The sequence below is a fragment of the Bacteroides pyogenes genome, from assembly GCF_014196225.1.
Taxonomy (GTDB): Bacteria; Bacteroidota; Bacteroidia; order Bacteroidales; family Bacteroidaceae; genus Bacteroides; species Bacteroides pyogenes_A.
The window spans coordinates 74,584-89,748 of sequence record NZ_JACIDI010000012.1 but is presented as its reverse complement, the minus strand read 5'-3'; the positions used below and the strand labels follow the sequence as shown (position 1 = coordinate 89,748).

Genomic DNA, 15,165 nt, shown 5'->3' with positions numbered 1-15,165 from the left:
CTATTAGTCCCGACTCGGAGGCGAATCTGAACGAATCGTGCCCAGTCGGGACTAATTTTTTGTATTTTGCAATACGTACTTTACCGGAGGCTTACAAACTTTTGAAAATAAAATTAAGAAGGTGTGCTTTTTGACATTCATTTACCTTCTTTTTGTAGTTCGCCCGGTACGGGTTGTTCGGCAACATGAGGAATATTATTCCTCGGCAAGAGTTTCGATTCTTTTGTTCCCGCTTCGTTGTTCGGCAACATGAGGGATATTATTCCGCAGTTTCCGAACGAGAGGTGATGGTCACCGTTCCTTTCTTCAGTCCTTTTCCTGCGGCTTCCAATATTATCTCGCCTTCCTTCTCGGAGGAAGAAACCACGGCGGTCATCATTCCGTTGAAGACCTTCATCCTCGGTTGCTGGAACGACTCCAAAGAGGTGGGGTCGCCATTGGCCCCGGCACGGTAACTGCCGGCTCCTTTCACTTTAAAGCTGATGGAATGCGATGCCGTCGGGCAGAGGTTTCCGTCTTTATCCACCACCTTCACCGTAACGAACGAAAGGTCTTTACCGTCCGCTTTGATGACCGAACGGTCGGCGGTCAGTTCGATACGATGGGGCCTGCCTGCCGTACGAAGTTCTTTCTCCGCCACTGCTTTTCCCTGCCCGTCGTATGCCACCACCTTTACGGTTCCGGGTTCGTATTTCGTATCCATCCACATCAACCGGTAGCGCGTTTGCCGCTTGAGATTCATCATCGACACCGAGTCGGCGCTGTTTTCAAGCGTCACCGTCAGGTCTTTGGTACGCTTGCCCTGACTCTTTCCGTTGATAAACAGCTCCGCCGAAGGATAGTTGGTGTAGACAAACACAGGCGTCACCTCTCCTTCGCGCCCCTCCCAGTTCCAGTGAGGCAGAATGTGCAAAGTCTCCTTCTCTTTGTTCCAATGGCTGCGGTAGAGGTAGTAGCGGTCCTTCGGCAAGCCTGCAAGGTCGATGATACCGAAGAGCGACGAATGGCTGGGCCAGTCGCTGTAGTAAGGAGTAGGCTCTCCCAGATAGTCGAAGCCCGTCCACACGAACTCACCGATGCAATACGGCAGATCCTCGTGTTGCATGAAGTCGTCTTCCGGAAGATTAGACCATGAGCAATGTTCCACATCGTAAGAAGAAGACTGATGATCGTCGTATTTCTTCATCCACCGGCGGGCGACGGGGAATTTATATACTCCGCGCGAGCTTACCGTCGAAGCCGTTTCGCTGCCCAAAATGATTTGCTGCGGGAGCTTGCGGTAGTTTTCACGATACTTGTGCGGGCGATAGTTGAACCCTGCCACATCCATCACCGCCGCCATATTATTGTTGACCACGGCATCGGGAGCGTCCATGCCTTGTGTCACAGGGCGCGTAGGATCTTCCCGGTGACAGATATCCTGCAGAAAGCGCGAAAGTTTGGGGCCACGCTCGCCGTTCCACTGATCGGGCACTTCGTTGCCGATACACCACATCACCACGCTCGGATTGTTGCGATAATGATGCAACAGATTCACCAAATCCTTTTCCGCCCACTCGTCGAAAATCTTATGATAGCCGTTTTCCACTTTTCTGGCTTTCCATTCGTCAAAAGATTCCGGCATGAGCATCATTCCCATTTCATCGCATGCCTTTACCAATTCCGGCGCAGGCATATTGTGAGACGTGCGAATGGCATTGCAGCCCATGTCTTTCAATATGCGAACCTGCCGGCGGATGGCCGCATCGTTCACAGCAGCTCCCAACGGACCGAGGTCGTGATGGTTGCACACGCCTTTGAACACCGTTTTCTTCCCGTTCAGGAAGAAACCTTTTCCGGGAACAATCTCGATGGAGCGGATGCCGAACACCGTGGTGTATTCGTCTTTCTGCACATTCCCCTCGTAGACTTTCGAAACCGCCGTATAAAGCGCCGGCGTATCGGGGCTCCACAACACGGGGTTCTCCACCGTAAAATCCTGAACAAAGAGAGCGCCGTCGAACCGATTGCCCCGCTTCTCGTCCGTCGCCACCGTCTTCCCCGCCTTGTCGCGCAGTTCCGTCACAATGCGGTAAGCAGATATTTCCTTGCCTTCAGGCAGATTCAATTTCGTGCGCAGATTTACCTTGGCAAACCGTTCATTTACCACGGGAGTCGTCAGCTGCGTTCCCCACACGGGCACATGCGCGTCTTCCGTCACCAGCAGGCGAACGTTCCGGTACAGGCCCGCTCCGGGATACCAGCGCGAAGATTCGGGCTGATTCTCCAGACGCACTGCCAAAGAGTTCACCGCCCCTTCTTTCAGGTAAGGCGTCACATCCAGCCAGAACGAGTTGTAGCCATACGGCCAGTAGCCCGCCTCCTGTCCGTTCACATATACGCGCGCATGACTCATGGCGCCGTCGAACATCAGCACCGCCCTCTTTCCTTCCGCGAAAGCGGGAGCCTCGAACGCCAGACGATACCAGCCCACGCCCACGAAAGGCAGTCCGCCCGTACGCCCGGCATGCTCCATCGCCTCCTTCTGACCGTCCTGAACGATGGCCACATTCTGCTTATCGTTGTTCACACCGAACGGCCCGTAAATGGCCCAATCGTGAGGAACGCTCACCGGTTGCCAGCGCGCATCGTCGTAACCGGGCTTCACAAAGTCCCGGTTGTCCTCACGCGTAAACCTCCATCCCTTCTCCAATGTATAGGATGTGCGCACCTGCGCAGAAAGCACAGAAAGAGAAGAGAGCGCGATACATCCTATCAGATTCCTGATTCTTAAAGTATTCATATCATCCGTATTTCTTATTTGATTACTATTTCATCCGTAAAAACCCAACCGCCGTACTTCTTTCCGGGGCGCGCCGTATAGCGCACATACCTTCCTTTGGCGGTTCCTTCCCAACCGACGGTACGAAACCCGATCGCTTTTTCCTTGTCCGTTTCATCCCTTTGCACGTGCAACGGAACGAAGACCGAACCATCCGAAGAGATTGAGACAGAAACCTCCTCAGGCAGGAATACTTCCGCTCCGGCCACCTGCATAAAGTCGGCGGATATGGAGCGCACCTCCGTTTCCTTCCCCAGATCAACGGTCACATCCAATCCGTGGCGTGAGATGAATCCCTGCCACGCTCCGTCTCCATACGTCCAATCGCCGCGAATGCCATCCGTCAGGGCACTCTCTCCCTGTGCGGGATACGCCGTGCTGTAAGGCGCATGGTAAGTCACTTTCTTTCCAAGCGCCAGATGATCGACCGCTTCTCCGGATTCCGGGCGGCTGCCGACCTCACCCGCCGGATCGAAAGGATGATACCCTTTCGACTTCAGACGCGCCACCGCCTTCGGGACACGCTTATGGAAATCTTCCCACGCCCTGTTCTCCGGAGCCGACCATGCCACCTCCGACAATGCCAGTATGCGCGGATAAATCATATACTCGGCATGTTCGGGCGTAGCGATGTACTCCGTCCAGAGGTTAGCCTGCACCCCCCTGATCCGCTGCGCCTGTCCGGCAGGCAAGTCGTCGGGAACGGGACGGTAGGCATACACCTTCTTCAACGGAAGATATCCGCCGATAGCTTCAGGCTGCGAGTATGGAGCGTCCTGATAACTGTCGAAATAGCAATAAGCACCGGGAGTCATCACAGCGTCGTGCCCCGCACGAACCGCCTCCAAGCCTCCTTTCTCTCCGCGCCACGACATCACAGTGGAGCGGGGAGCCAGACCTCCTTCCAGAATCTCATCCCATCCCAGCAGTTTGCGTCCGTTGGCATGCAGAAAATTCTCTATCCGCCGAATCAGATAGCTCTGCAATTCGTCCACATGCGAAAGGTGCTCCTCCTCCATCCTCCGGCTGCATTTCGGACAAGTGCGCCATGCCGCCTTACCCGCTTCGTCGCCTCCGACATGAATATACTCGGATGGGAAAAGCTCCATGACCTCCTTCAGTACATCCTCCAAAAAGGTGAAAGTCTCTTCATTGCCCACACAGAAGTCGGCATTCTTATAAGGTTCTCCCGCACAGGAGAGTTGCGGATAGACAGCCAGCACTTCTTCCGAATGTCCCGGCATCTCTATTTCGGGAATCACCGTGACGTGATGACGGCGCGCATACTCCACAATCTCACGGATATCCTGCTGCGTGTAAAAGCCTCCGTAAGCTCCGGGATCGTCGAATCGGGCATACCTTCGGTCTCCGTTCCACCATTTTTTCCAGTTAGCCTCCGTGCGCCAAGCCGCCCGTTCCGTAAGCAAAGGATACTTCTTTATTTCGATGCGCCACCCTGCCGCATCCGTCAGATGCAGATGCAGGCGGTTGATCTTATAGAACGCCAAAGCGTCTATCTGCTTCTTCACAAACTCTTTCGTGAAGAAGTGGCGGGACACGTCGAGCATAAATCCGCGGTAAGCGAAGCGGGGAGCATCTTCTATTTCGACCGACGGAACAACGTATCCGCCTTCCGGCAGAGGCTGTGCCAGTTGCAGAAGAGTTTGAACGGCATAGAACGCGCCGACTCCCGATGCCGCCCGTATCTTTATCCGCTCCGGAGAAACCGAAAGCGTATAACTCTCGGACGAGGATAGCGACGGATCTCCTTCCGCCGGTTCAATCGACACGATATTCCGTCCGCCGTTCTTCCTCGCTTGCTTCCAGTCCACAGGCAATGCCTTCAGACTGTTTCTCAACAATGCCGCATCTTCCTCCGCAAATCCGGTGTAAAGCCTTACGCCGCCCGAAAGCGGAAAGGAGCCTATCCCCCGCTCCATCTTCAAAGGAGCGGGAATGACAGACTGACACTTTAAGGGATGTGCATACATGCACATCCCCATTATCCACAAGAAAAGATAAGCCTGAACGTATCTGTTCTTTATTTCCATCAATCGATCACAATTTCGTCTACAAACAAGAATCCCGGCTTGCCTTTTCCGCCGTGCCAGGAAGGTATCGCCTTTTCGGACAAGGCAACCACCCGCACGAACCGGGTTTTGACAGGCGTAAAGGCCAGCTTATGTTCGCATATGCCGTCGTTGTCCGATTGCTTCATCGCCGGATACTCTTCGGAGACCACCTTCGTAAAGCTCTTACCATCGTCGGAAACTTCCACCGCAAGTCCTCTGGCATCGAACACCCAATCGCCTTTCGCCGCAAAGGCAGCGATCGAAACACTTGAGATTTCTGTGGGCTGACGCAAGTCGATAGTCATGTCCATATCGTTGTTGCGGAAAGCGATCCAGCGTCCCGTATTATAGTTGTCGCCGCCTCTCAAACCGTCGACCAGCGAAGGAGCGCCTTTGAACATATACTGCTTGTTGACAGGCTGATTGGCTACAATCGGTTTCATCGAAGCTTTGTTGAAATGAAACTCTTCGGAAACCGCACGGCTGTTGCCCGTCGGACGGATGGCAACCGCCATCAGCCGGGTGTCTTCTTTCAACTTCAGCACTCCCTCGTATTTGGGAGAGGAAGCGGTGGGTTCGCTGCCGTCGAGCGTATAATGGATGGGCGCGTTATCGACCGTAACCAATGTCACGTCGAGGGTTCCGTCTTCGGTATTCGGAGTGAACTCCGCCTTTACGTCGAACACATGTTTGGCATAGTTGTATTCTTCCGCGTCGTACCATTCGATCAAACGGGGCAAACGTGACAGGAAGTCCTCGTAATTCTTCTTATCGGGCATTGTCCACTGCACCTCCGCCAAAGCCGCCCAACGAGGCAATACCATGTATTGAGCGTGTTCGAAAGTAGGAATGTACTCTGTCCATAGGTTAGCCTGCACGCCTTTGATGTATTTCTGCTGTTCCGGAGTGAGCGAAGAAGGCATCGGTTCATAGCCGTACACTCTTTCCACAGGCAGATAACCGCCGATAGCCAATGGCTCGTTCTTGGTGTCTTTGCTCTGGTAATAATCGAAATACAAATAGGTGTTGGGCGTCATGATGACATCGTGGTGCTGCTTCGCAGCTTCGATACCGCCTGCCTCTCCGCGCCATGACATCACCGTGGCGTTGGGAGCCAGCCCGCCTTCGAGTATCTCGTCCCAGCCTATAATCTGGCGTCCGTGCCCGTTCAGGAACTTTTCGGCGTGATTGATAACGAAACTTTGCAGACGCTCTTCCTTCGTATGCTCTTTATCCGACTTCAAGCCGAGAGTTTTGATACGCGCCTGGCATTTGGGGCATTTCTCCCATTGAGTCTTCGGGCATTCGTCGCCGCCCACATGAATGTATTCCGAAGGGAAAATCTCCATCACCTCGGTCAGCACATCGTCGATAAACTCCAGCGTACGGTCGTTGCCCGCACAAAGCACATTGTCGGATACTCCCCACTTCGTCCACACTTCGTACGGACCGCCGGTACAGCCTAATTCGGGATAAGCCGCCAGTGCCGCCTGCATGTGACCCGGAAGGTCGATTTCGGGAATAACGGTGATGTAGCGTTCGGCCGCATACTTCACGATTTCTTTCGCTTCTTCCTGCGTATAAAAACCGCCGTGAGGCTTGCCGTCGAATTTGTCGAAGTTCTTGCCCACCATCGTTTCTTTACGAACCGAGCCTATCTCTGTCAGCTTGGGATATTTCTTTATTTCCAGACGCCATCCCTGATCTTCGGTGAGATGCCAGTGCAGGCGGTTCATGTTGTGCAGCGCCATCATGTCGATATACGTCTTCACCTCGTCGAGTGTAAAGAAGTGGCGCGCCACATCGAAGTGCGCCCCGCGATAGCTGAAACGGGGATAGTCGTTGATTTCCACCGCCGGCAAAGAGATTTCGGCATTCATCGCCACAGGCAAAGACTTGCGCAACGACTGGATGCCATAGAATACTCCGGCTTCGGTAGGAGCTGCCACAGTGATACCGCTTTCCGCCACGCTCAGCCGGTAGGCTTCCGGATTCTCCGTATCCAAGCCCAGAGTCAGAACGATTGCATGCTTTCCTTCCGTTCCGGCTTCCACCGAAAAGCTCTTGCCTGTGGCTTCTTTCAGGTAATCCGCCAGAAACTCCGCATTGCGTTGCATCTTTTCGTTTCCTTCGGGATAAAGAATCTTCACGCCGCTTTTCAGCACGAACGGCTTTCCCTGCGCGGTCGCAATCTCTTGCGGCAAAGGAATGATGCGGTAGTCCGCCTCTTTTTGTACCGACTGGCAAGACACTGCCAAACCTGCAATGGCCAAGCAACCGGTTAGTCTAAGGAGTTGTTTCATAAAATAAAAATTAGTGGTTAATAAATATAATATTTCATTGTTTTCTTTTCAATAAGGCTTCCTCTGCCGCGACTTCAATCCATCGTTTGGCGAAGATGCCTGATGCCGAAGGGCAGCTTCTCCCCTTTCTTGATCCGGGGCGAAGTGATGATTACTTTTTTCCGCTCGCCCGGCAAGAGGTCGAAGAAGTTGTCGCTGAAGCGGGCTCCCTGTATGGGCACTTCGATAAACACATCTTTTGCCAGTTCGGAAGCCGACAAGATGAGCTCGCACTGCCCATCGGTCCGGCTGCTCCGCACGTCGATCGTTACCGCAGGGAGTTGCAGCTCTTTCGGTTTCCGGAAGAAGTGAACCGTTTCGGCAAGCTGCCTGCCCGCCGCATCCTTCAGGCGGATGTGCAGGAAGGACGAAGCCGTCTCTTCAGTGCGAAGCAATTCCGAAAGTTTCGTGCGGTGCACGCATAAGGAAGTATTGGCGGGAAGCTGCAAAGTGCGAAGCGTTGTTTTCCTGCCTACGGTCTTTCCTCCGAATGATTTGGTTTCCATTTCCAGCGTCAGGTTCGTCAGGTTTTCCAAACGGTCGGATATGAGATAAACGCAAAGGCTGTCGTTCTGTTGGAGCGCATTCACCAGCACCGGTTCGAACGCCCGCTTCGCCTGATAGTGCAAAGCTTTCCAATTACCGTAGTAGTCGATGCCCGACCACGACACGACAGGCCAACTGTCGTTGAGTTGCCAATACAGCGTTCCCATGCAGTAGGGACGGTTGCGGCGGTGGGCTTCGAGTCCGCGACGGATGCCTCTGCCCTGCAACACCAGCCCCACGTACACAAAATCCTCGAACTTATGCGGAACCGCATAGTCGCGTTCCATATAGGTACGGATCAGCGCGTTTCCGATACTGCTTTTTTGGTGGGCGTTCATCACCTCCGATTCGATATGATAGTCGTCGGGCGAAGCGAAAGCGGCGATGGTTTTCATCTCGGGAAACGATTGAAAGCCGAATTCGCTCATGAAACGCGGCAAATCGGTGTCGAGCGATTCGAAAGCTTTCCTGCCGTACCACACGCCCCAATTGTGGCTGTCGCCTGTTCCCCACGATTCGGGGCGTCCCCAGTTGGCCGCATAGGGAGAGCTGTGCAGATAAAACCGCCCGGCATCGAGCTGCTTCACCTTTTCGGGCAGCAGTTCCCGGAAAAGTTTATCGTATCCGTCCCACATCAGTTTGTATGTTTCCGGAGAATATTTCTTTTGAAAGCCCCAGTACTTCAAGGCTTCGAGTATTTCATTGTTGCCGCACCACATGGCCAGCGACGGGTGATTGCGCAAACGGCGTATGTTGTATTCGGCTTCCGCCTCCACCCGTTGCAGAAATGCCGGATCGGAAGGATAAGGTGTGCAGGCGAACATGAAATCCTGCCACACGAGGATTCCGTTCTCGTCAGCCAGATCGTAGAAGCGGTCGTCCTCATACACGCCTCCTCCCCACACGCGAACCATATTCATGTTGGCCTCCTTCATATCGCGGAAAAGGTTGCGGTAGCGTTCGGCGGTAACGGCGGGCAGCATGGCGTCCTGCGGAATGTAGTTCGCCCCTTTGGCGAACATCGGGATGCCGTTGACTTCGAAATAGAAAGATTCTCCGTGCTTGTCTTTCTCATTGACCAACCGCAGGGTACGGAGCCCGATGCAGCGCGACTGCCGGGCTACTTCCTTTCCGCCGCACGATACCGTGGCGGAAAAGTCGTACAGGACAGGATCGCCCCAACCGTTGGGCATCCAACGCGCCGGTGAAAGGATTTCCATAGGCACTTCAATGCGATTGATTCCGGGAAGCAGCTTCACCTCCCGGCGTATTTCCCGTATCTCTTCTCCGTTCAAGGCACAGCGAATCTCCACGACGGCATCCGCCGCATGGGGAAGAATGTTTTCCACTTCCAGATCGTTGGATAGTTCCGCCCTTTCGTCTGTCAGCGAAAGTTGCTTCACGTGATAGTCGTTGATGGAGGCCACATCGTAGAAACGGAGCGCGACGGGACGCCATACGCCGCTGGTGACCATGCGGATGCCCCAGTCCCAACCGTAGCTGTACGGAGCTTTTCGCGAAAACACGCTCAGGTGTTTCTCGTGATGATCGTTGTCGGCGGGATAATTGAATCCGTTGGACTCATGCTGCGGTAATGTCTGGCGGATGGGCGAACGGAAACAGATGTGAAGGCGGTTCTCGCCGACGCGAAGTACGGGCTTTACCGCCGCGGAATAGGCGGTGAACATATTGTCGGCCCGCAGGACGAGCGAACCGTTGAGGTATACGTCGGCATACGTGTCCAACCCTTCGAAAATCAAGCGGGCGTCGTCGCGCTCCAGTTGCTCACCGCTGACGGCAAACACGGTTCGGTACTCCCAGTCTTCGTTCTCCACCCACTGAATCTTCTCTTCGTTGGTACCGTAAAACGGGTTCGGGATCAAGCCGTGGCGCAGCAAATCCTGATGAACGGTGCCCGGCACTTCGGCAGGCCGCCACTGCTCCGTGCCCGACCGGCAAAACTCCCAGCCGGTGTTCAGAAGCACGACATCGAAAACATCGCGGCTTTGCGCATGCATCATAGTACAACAAAAGAGACCAAACAGTGTTTTAGACATGATTCCGAAGAGCCTTTTCATAATATATACAGTTTTCGGAGTAAAGATAAGACTTTTTCAGTAAAACTCCATACCGGCATAGTTCCAAACAGATATTCACGACACGTCTCTGAAATGTAAAAGTCTGAAATAAAGACGAATAGCAGAATTAAAGAAAAGCTTTTTCTATTTATTTAAAGGCTATTTCACTAATTATCCGAAAAAAGCGAGGCCGCTTATCTCAGTGCACTAACACCGGAAACTGCCTCAAAAGAAGTTCCGCCGGAGTATTTTCCGGTTCACAGTCGCACGGCAACCCCCTGCTCCGCCGAGCGAAAACATCGCACTGCCACGAAGATGCGGACAGCGTGCCTGCGTCTCCTTTCTTCCTCTGTGGTGAAACAGAGACTCTGTCGCAAGGAAACGAAAGCTTCGTTCCGACCGGATGGAAGCTCCGTTTCGACCGCACAAAGGCTCTGTTCCGGACAGTCGAAAGTCCTGTGGCGATGAAGCTCCCAAAACGTTTTACAACGTAGAGCCGCCGCAGCGACAAGACAGCAAGCCTACACCGGAAAACCAAAAACCCGGCGTTGATGAAGCCAAGCCCCGCCTCTGTGAAACGGAGCCGCAGCAGCGACAGGACAACAAGCCTACACCGGAAAACCAAAAACCCGGCGTTGATGAAGCCAAGCCCCGCCTCTGTGAAACGGAGCCGCAGCAGCGACAGGACAACAAGCCTACACCGGAAAACCAAAAACCCGGCGTTGATGAAGCCAAGCCCCGCCTCTGTGAAACGAGGCCGTCGCAGCGACAAAAGAGGTACTGCCGGCAGGCTTCCCGACTCTGCATACATCCGGCATTAAGCAATGCTTCATTTGGGTGATGAACGATATTTCCTTATATTTGCGCACCGGACGGGACGGCGCCAGAATAAGCGCACCCCCTGCGGAAAACAGAACAATTATGCGATACGACAGACAAATCATCCTCCCCGAGATAGGAGAAGCGGGGCAAGAAAGAATCGGAAAAGCGAAAGTGCTCATCGTGGGTGTGGGAGGGTTGGGCTCTCCCATCTCATTATATCTTGCGGGAGCGGGCGTAGGAACCATCGGACTGGCAGACGACGACACGGTGGGCATCAGCAATCTGCAACGCCAGATTCTCTATACGGAACACGATGAGGGAAAACCGAAAGCGGTCTGTGCCGCCGAACGGCTGTCGCAACTGAACAGCGAATCGGTTTTCCGTCCCCACCCCGTGCGGCTTACGCAAGAAAATGCCGAAGAGATGATCCGCCCATACGACATCGTGGTAGACGGATGCGATAACTTCGCCACCCGCTACCTCATAGACGATGTTTGCAAAAAACAGGGAAAGCCGTACGTGTACGGAGCCATTTGCGGGTTCGAAGGGCAAGTTTCGGTGTTTCATTACGGAGAGGCGAAACGGAGCTACCGCGACCTCTATCCCGACGAAGAGGAGATGAGACGCATGCCTTCCCCATTCAAAGGAGTGATGGGAGTCACCCCCGCCATAGTGGGAAGTGCGGAAGCAAATGAGGCGCTGAAAATCATTTGCGGATTCGGCGAAGTGCTGGCAGGCAAGTTATGGTGCATCGACCTGCGCACGTTGGAAACTAACAAATTTTCACTATAAACACTCGTTTGCGGAACGGTTAATTATTAATTTTACCGCACAGTATCATTCAACCCGAAAAGATGAAACTAATCGTAGTCACCCCTCCGGCCTTCTTTGTAGAAGAAGATCAGATCCTTACCGCCCTTTTCGAAGAGGGACTGGACATTCTCCACCTTCGGAAACCCGAAACTCCCGCCATGTATTCGGAACGTTTGCTGACACTGATTCCCGAAAAATACCGCAAGCGCATCGTCACACACGAGCATTTCTACCTCAAGGAAGAGTTCGGACTGATGGGCATTCACCTCAACAAACGCAATCCGGACGAACCTCACGACTACGACGGGCATGTGAGTTGTTCGTGCCACTCCATAGAAGAGGTGAAGAACAAGAAGCACTTCTACGACTACGTATTCATGAGCCCCATCTACAACAGCATCTCCAAAGAGAATTACTGCTCGGCATACACAGCCGAAGAGTTGCGGGAAGCGCAACGGGAGAGGATTATCGACTCGAAAGTAATGGCTCTGGGAGGCGTCACTGCCGACAATCTGCTGGAGATAAAAGACTTCGGATTCGGAGGCGCTGCGGTTCTGGGCGATCTCTGGACCAAATTCGACCCTTGCACCGACCTCGATTATCTCTCCATAATCCGCCATTTCAAAAGGCTCAAAGATTTGGCAGACTAAGCGGAAAATCAGCTCTGCAAGCCTCTATCGAAAGAAAACATCCGATGGAAAATGCAAAAGAAGTTCGGCAGCCGCAAGATTTGTAAGCTCCTCTCATCGCGCTCCCTTATCGCATGACGGAAACATCTACATTTCACGAAGCGTCTTTCAAATGCATCTGTCATCGGCTTCATTATTGCATGGCGGAGCCATCGACATTTTGCGAAGCGTCTTTCAAATGAACTTGCCTTCGGGAGCATTACTGCATGGCGGAGCCATCAGTATTTTGCGAAGCGTCTTTCAAATGAACTTGCCTTCGGGAGCATTACTGCATGGCGGAGTCATCAGCTTTCTCAACTTTAAACTTCGGTTGCTCCGCCCCACCTTATCTTATAACGCACGAAACGTTAATCGGCAGTCCGCCGCTACTCTTTACTTCCTCATGCCATGCTTGGGTTATAACGAAGACAACATCCAACGGAAGTCTGCTGTTACTCTTTACTTACCCAGGTCATGCTTGTGCTATAACGAAGACAACACCCAACGGAAGTCCGCCGTTACTCTTTACTTACCCAGGTCACCCTTGTGCTATAACGAAGACAACACCCAACGGAAGTCCGCCGTTACTCTTTACTTACCCAGGCCATGCTTGGGTTATAAAGGGAAAACAACTTTTACAATCGCTGTGAAACTTGTATCTCTTCAGGAACCTCTCTCTCCGGAAAGAATCCCGCTTTGCGAAATAAAACCAAAAGCAGAGGAAAGACCGGATAGAGAACAGAAAAACAAAGAGATCTTACTTATACTTTGCCGATTGGAAAATGGGAATCCCCTTGTTCCGACTCTCGTTTGCAACGATGCAAAGCCGGAATAAGGGAACTTATATTAAAGAACTTTCAATCGGCAAGAATTTCAATCATCAAAAAACGCTTTAAGACACTTGCCTCGCCGCATCAGTCCTGCCGAAATTTTCTATTTAGAATTTATATCCTACGCTAACCGCATAATTCAGATTCTTAGGTCCTTCATTACCCAATTCCGTCAACCCGAATTGTCCGTCGAAGCCGACAATGAAGCGATTGAACTCCAGCGCAAGACCGACTCCCAAGCCAAAATCGAAACGGTTTAAGAACTTGTTATCCTTTTTATCAAGTTCGATATCGCCGAAATTACCGATAAGCTCGCTCAAACGCACGTCCTGAGTCTTACCGCCTTGCTCGATGGTTACTTTATCAACCTTGCCGAAAGAGTTGAATTTCATTTTAGCCTTTTCGTCATTCACTCTCAGATCAATCTTCGTTTTGCCGCCAATACCGTATCCCGCATAAGGACCTGCCGTAACAACCAGATTGGTTTTGTCAGCTACATTGAAACGGGCTGCCAGCATCACGGGCAGTTCCAGATACATCTGATTCACTGTCACCTTAGCTTTTCCCCTTACATCCTCCAGTTCACCTTCGCTATCCGCCTTACATCCTTTAAGCGAAAAGAACAAAGAAGGCTGCAATGACAAAATATTGCTGAACATATATTCTGTTCCCACACCGGCTCTGAAACCAAGTTTGGTGTCCACCTCATCTTGAGTCCAAGTGCTCAGGTTCATGCCGACTTTGGCATTCCAGCCGTTAAACTGAGAGAAACCTGCAACCGAAAACATTGCAAACAGAACAAACAAAATACTCTTCTTCATATTTTTAAAAGTTTTAATTTATAGATAAGGAGGCCCGAAAAGACTGTTTTTATATCTTTATCCCGCCGTAAATAGACTATGGAAGAGGTAAACTCTATTTACTTCGGCTTCCGGAGCAACCTTTTTTATTATACTCGGCAAATGTATCATCGTTCTCCGAACGGAACAAATTTTTCATCAAGAAATCTTTAAAAAATAGGAATTGTACATAAAAAAAGGGAATTCCCTATTTAAAGAAATTCCCTTGATTTATTTATAATGATGTCTATCGCTCTCCGGTTAGAATGTGTAGTAAACACCGAACGCCAAATCTTCACCGCTCAACGAGAACCCATAGCCGTCCATACCGTAGGCGTAATCGTCTCTATACCCCAAAAATCCGCATTTGGCAACCAGGCTGAAACGCTTGTTCAGATTGATGGCAATTCCCGGTTTGAAGCCCAATTCAAAACCGCCTTCGGAATCATGGTGTTTCACTTTTGTCGACGACAAACCGATCGTCCCGTCTACAAAAAGGCGGACCACCTTATTTTCATAGAAAGAGTAACGGACGTAGGGAGCAAAGAACGCAGTCCGCCGATAGAGCGACAAATCCTCTTTATCCCAACTGCGACGTGCAAAACCGAACGCTGCGCCGACAGTCCATTCATTGTTCAGGTTGTAACCGATTTCGGGAGCAATCGCATAATACGTTTCATCGGCATCGTCATTGTGCCACAACGAAGTCGTTCCGCCGACATAGACCTGTGCTTTTACCGATAAGGCAGCAGCAACCATAAAGAATAAAATTAGAATCTTTTTCATACATTTTCAGTTTTAGTTAAACAATACGGATGTATCACATCCGGCTATATTTCATTTTACAAGCGACAAAAGTATGCACATTTATCGAAAACAACAACAAATAAGTTGATTTGTTTGAAATCGGCAAAAGGACGGCATTGTTCTAAACAACCTTTTTCGAATGAAAAAAAAACAAGCCAAACGGTCGTACGACTTGCCGCCATGGCAGAATAAAGAATATTCTATTTCAATCCTACTCAAGCAAAAGCTATCGGTTTTTACGTTGTTACAAAAGAAAAAAACTCTATTATTCCAGCTCTATATTAAGCGAAGGATGCCGATTTTGCGTTGTTATAAAAAAAAGAAATCCTCCTATTTTACCTTCTTGTTGAATGCAGCAGGCCGACCGACCTCTGTTATCATTAAAAAAACTCCCTCTATCTCAGCTATTTACAACATGTAGGGATCGGACCATCCACCGTTATGACAAAAGAAATCCCCTCATTTCAGTCTTGTTCCATGAATAGGAAAGGAGAAATAAGGGGATTCTATGGAATCAGGTTTCCGCC

The 15,165-nt window shown here is 51.4% G+C and carries 9 protein-coding genes; 3 read left to right on the top strand and 6 right to left on the bottom strand.

The window, feature by feature from the left end; all coding sequences use genetic code 11:
- Positions 1-259: 259 nt before the first annotated feature.
- The 4 genes from galB to GGR07_RS09305 all read right to left on the bottom strand — a co-directional run bounded on the left by galB (position 260) and on the right by GGR07_RS09305 (position 9,859).
- The gene (gene galB, locus GGR07_RS09320; protein WP_021646495.1) at positions 260-2,782 is read right to left on the bottom strand and encodes a beta-galactosidase GalB; all 2,523 of its coding nucleotides are present in this window, start codon (positions 2,780-2,782) and stop codon (positions 260-262) included.
- Between the two features lie 14 nt (positions 2,783-2,796).
- Positions 2,797-4,872, bottom strand: a complete 2,076-nt coding sequence (locus tag GGR07_RS09315; RefSeq protein WP_034543844.1) for a glycoside hydrolase family 20 protein — start codon at positions 4,870-4,872, stop codon at positions 2,797-2,799.
- Positions 4,872-7,196, bottom strand: a complete 2,325-nt coding sequence (locus tag GGR07_RS09310; RefSeq protein ID WP_122056583.1) for a glycoside hydrolase family 20 protein — start codon at positions 7,194-7,196, stop codon at positions 4,872-4,874. Before GGR07_RS09310 ends, GGR07_RS09315 begins: the two co-directional genes overlap by 1 nt.
- Before the next feature lie 74 nt (positions 7,197-7,270).
- A complete protein-coding gene (locus GGR07_RS09305) occupies positions 7,271-9,859 on the bottom strand; it encodes a beta-mannosidase (protein ID WP_256680580.1) in 2,589 nt (862 codons plus the stop codon).
- A gap of 403 nt (positions 9,860-10,262) precedes the next feature.
- On the opposite strand from GGR07_RS09305, the gene GGR07_RS09300 reads away from it, so the two are divergent.
- The 3 genes from GGR07_RS09300 (at position 10,263) to GGR07_RS09290 (ending at position 12,144) form a co-directional block, all read left to right on the top strand.
- On the top strand, positions 10,263-10,700 hold the full coding sequence (locus GGR07_RS09300; RefSeq protein WP_147298145.1) for a hypothetical protein: 438 nt from the start codon (positions 10,263-10,265) through the stop codon (positions 10,698-10,700).
- 80 nt (positions 10,701-10,780) lie between these two features.
- Entirely contained in the window at positions 10,781-11,473 is a 693-nt protein-coding gene (locus GGR07_RS09295) for a HesA/MoeB/ThiF family protein (protein ID WP_034543853.1), read from the top strand.
- A gap of 62 nt (positions 11,474-11,535) precedes the next feature.
- Positions 11,536-12,144, top strand: a complete 609-nt coding sequence (locus GGR07_RS09290; protein ID WP_021646502.1) for a thiamine phosphate synthase — start codon at positions 11,536-11,538, stop codon at positions 12,142-12,144.
- A 955-nt stretch (positions 12,145-13,099) separates the two neighbouring features.
- Here the strand turns inward: GGR07_RS09290 and GGR07_RS09285 are convergent.
- Together GGR07_RS09285 and GGR07_RS09280 are read right to left on the bottom strand one after the other, a co-directional pair.
- Positions 13,100-13,813, bottom strand: coding sequence for a porin family protein (locus tag GGR07_RS09285; RefSeq protein ID WP_021646504.1), 714 nt, complete (start codon positions 13,811-13,813; stop codon positions 13,100-13,102).
- 279 nt (positions 13,814-14,092) lie between these two features.
- Positions 14,093-14,617 carry an outer membrane beta-barrel protein gene (locus tag GGR07_RS09280; protein ID WP_021646505.1) on the bottom strand — a complete coding sequence of 175 codons (525 nt, stop codon included), beginning with the start codon at positions 14,615-14,617 and terminating at the stop codon, positions 14,093-14,095.
- Positions 14,618-15,165 lie beyond the last annotated feature (548 nt).

What these genes read in the sequence shown, in the direction of transcription:
- GGR07_RS09305 (WP_256680580.1), bottom strand. Translation starts at nt 9,859, where the DNA reads ATGAAAAGGCTCTTCGGAATCATGTCTAAAACACTGTTTGGTCTCTTT.
- GGR07_RS09280 (WP_021646505.1), bottom strand. Translation starts at nt 14,617, where the DNA reads ATGAAAAAGATTCTAATTTTATTCTTTATGGTTGCTGCTGCCTTATCG.
- GGR07_RS09310 (WP_122056583.1), bottom strand. Translation starts at nt 7,196, where the DNA reads ATGAAACAACTCCTTAGACTAACCGGTTGCTTGGCCATTGCAGGTTTG.
- galB (WP_021646495.1), bottom strand. Translation starts at nt 2,782, where the DNA reads ATGAATACTTTAAGAATCAGGAATCTGATAGGATGTATCGCGCTCTCT.
- GGR07_RS09290 (WP_021646502.1), top strand. Translation starts at nt 11,536, where the DNA reads ATGAAACTAATCGTAGTCACCCCTCCGGCCTTCTTTGTAGAAGAAGAT.
- GGR07_RS09300 (WP_147298145.1), top strand. Translation starts at nt 10,263, where the DNA reads ATGGAAGCTCCGTTTCGACCGCACAAAGGCTCTGTTCCGGACAGTCGA.
- GGR07_RS09285 (WP_021646504.1), bottom strand. Translation starts at nt 13,813, where the DNA reads ATGAAGAAGAGTATTTTGTTTGTTCTGTTTGCAATGTTTTCGGTTGCA.
- GGR07_RS09315 (WP_034543844.1), bottom strand. Translation starts at nt 4,872, where the DNA reads ATGGAAATAAAGAACAGATACGTTCAGGCTTATCTTTTCTTGTGGATA.
- GGR07_RS09295 (WP_034543853.1), top strand. Translation starts at nt 10,781, where the DNA reads ATGCGATACGACAGACAAATCATCCTCCCCGAGATAGGAGAAGCGGGG.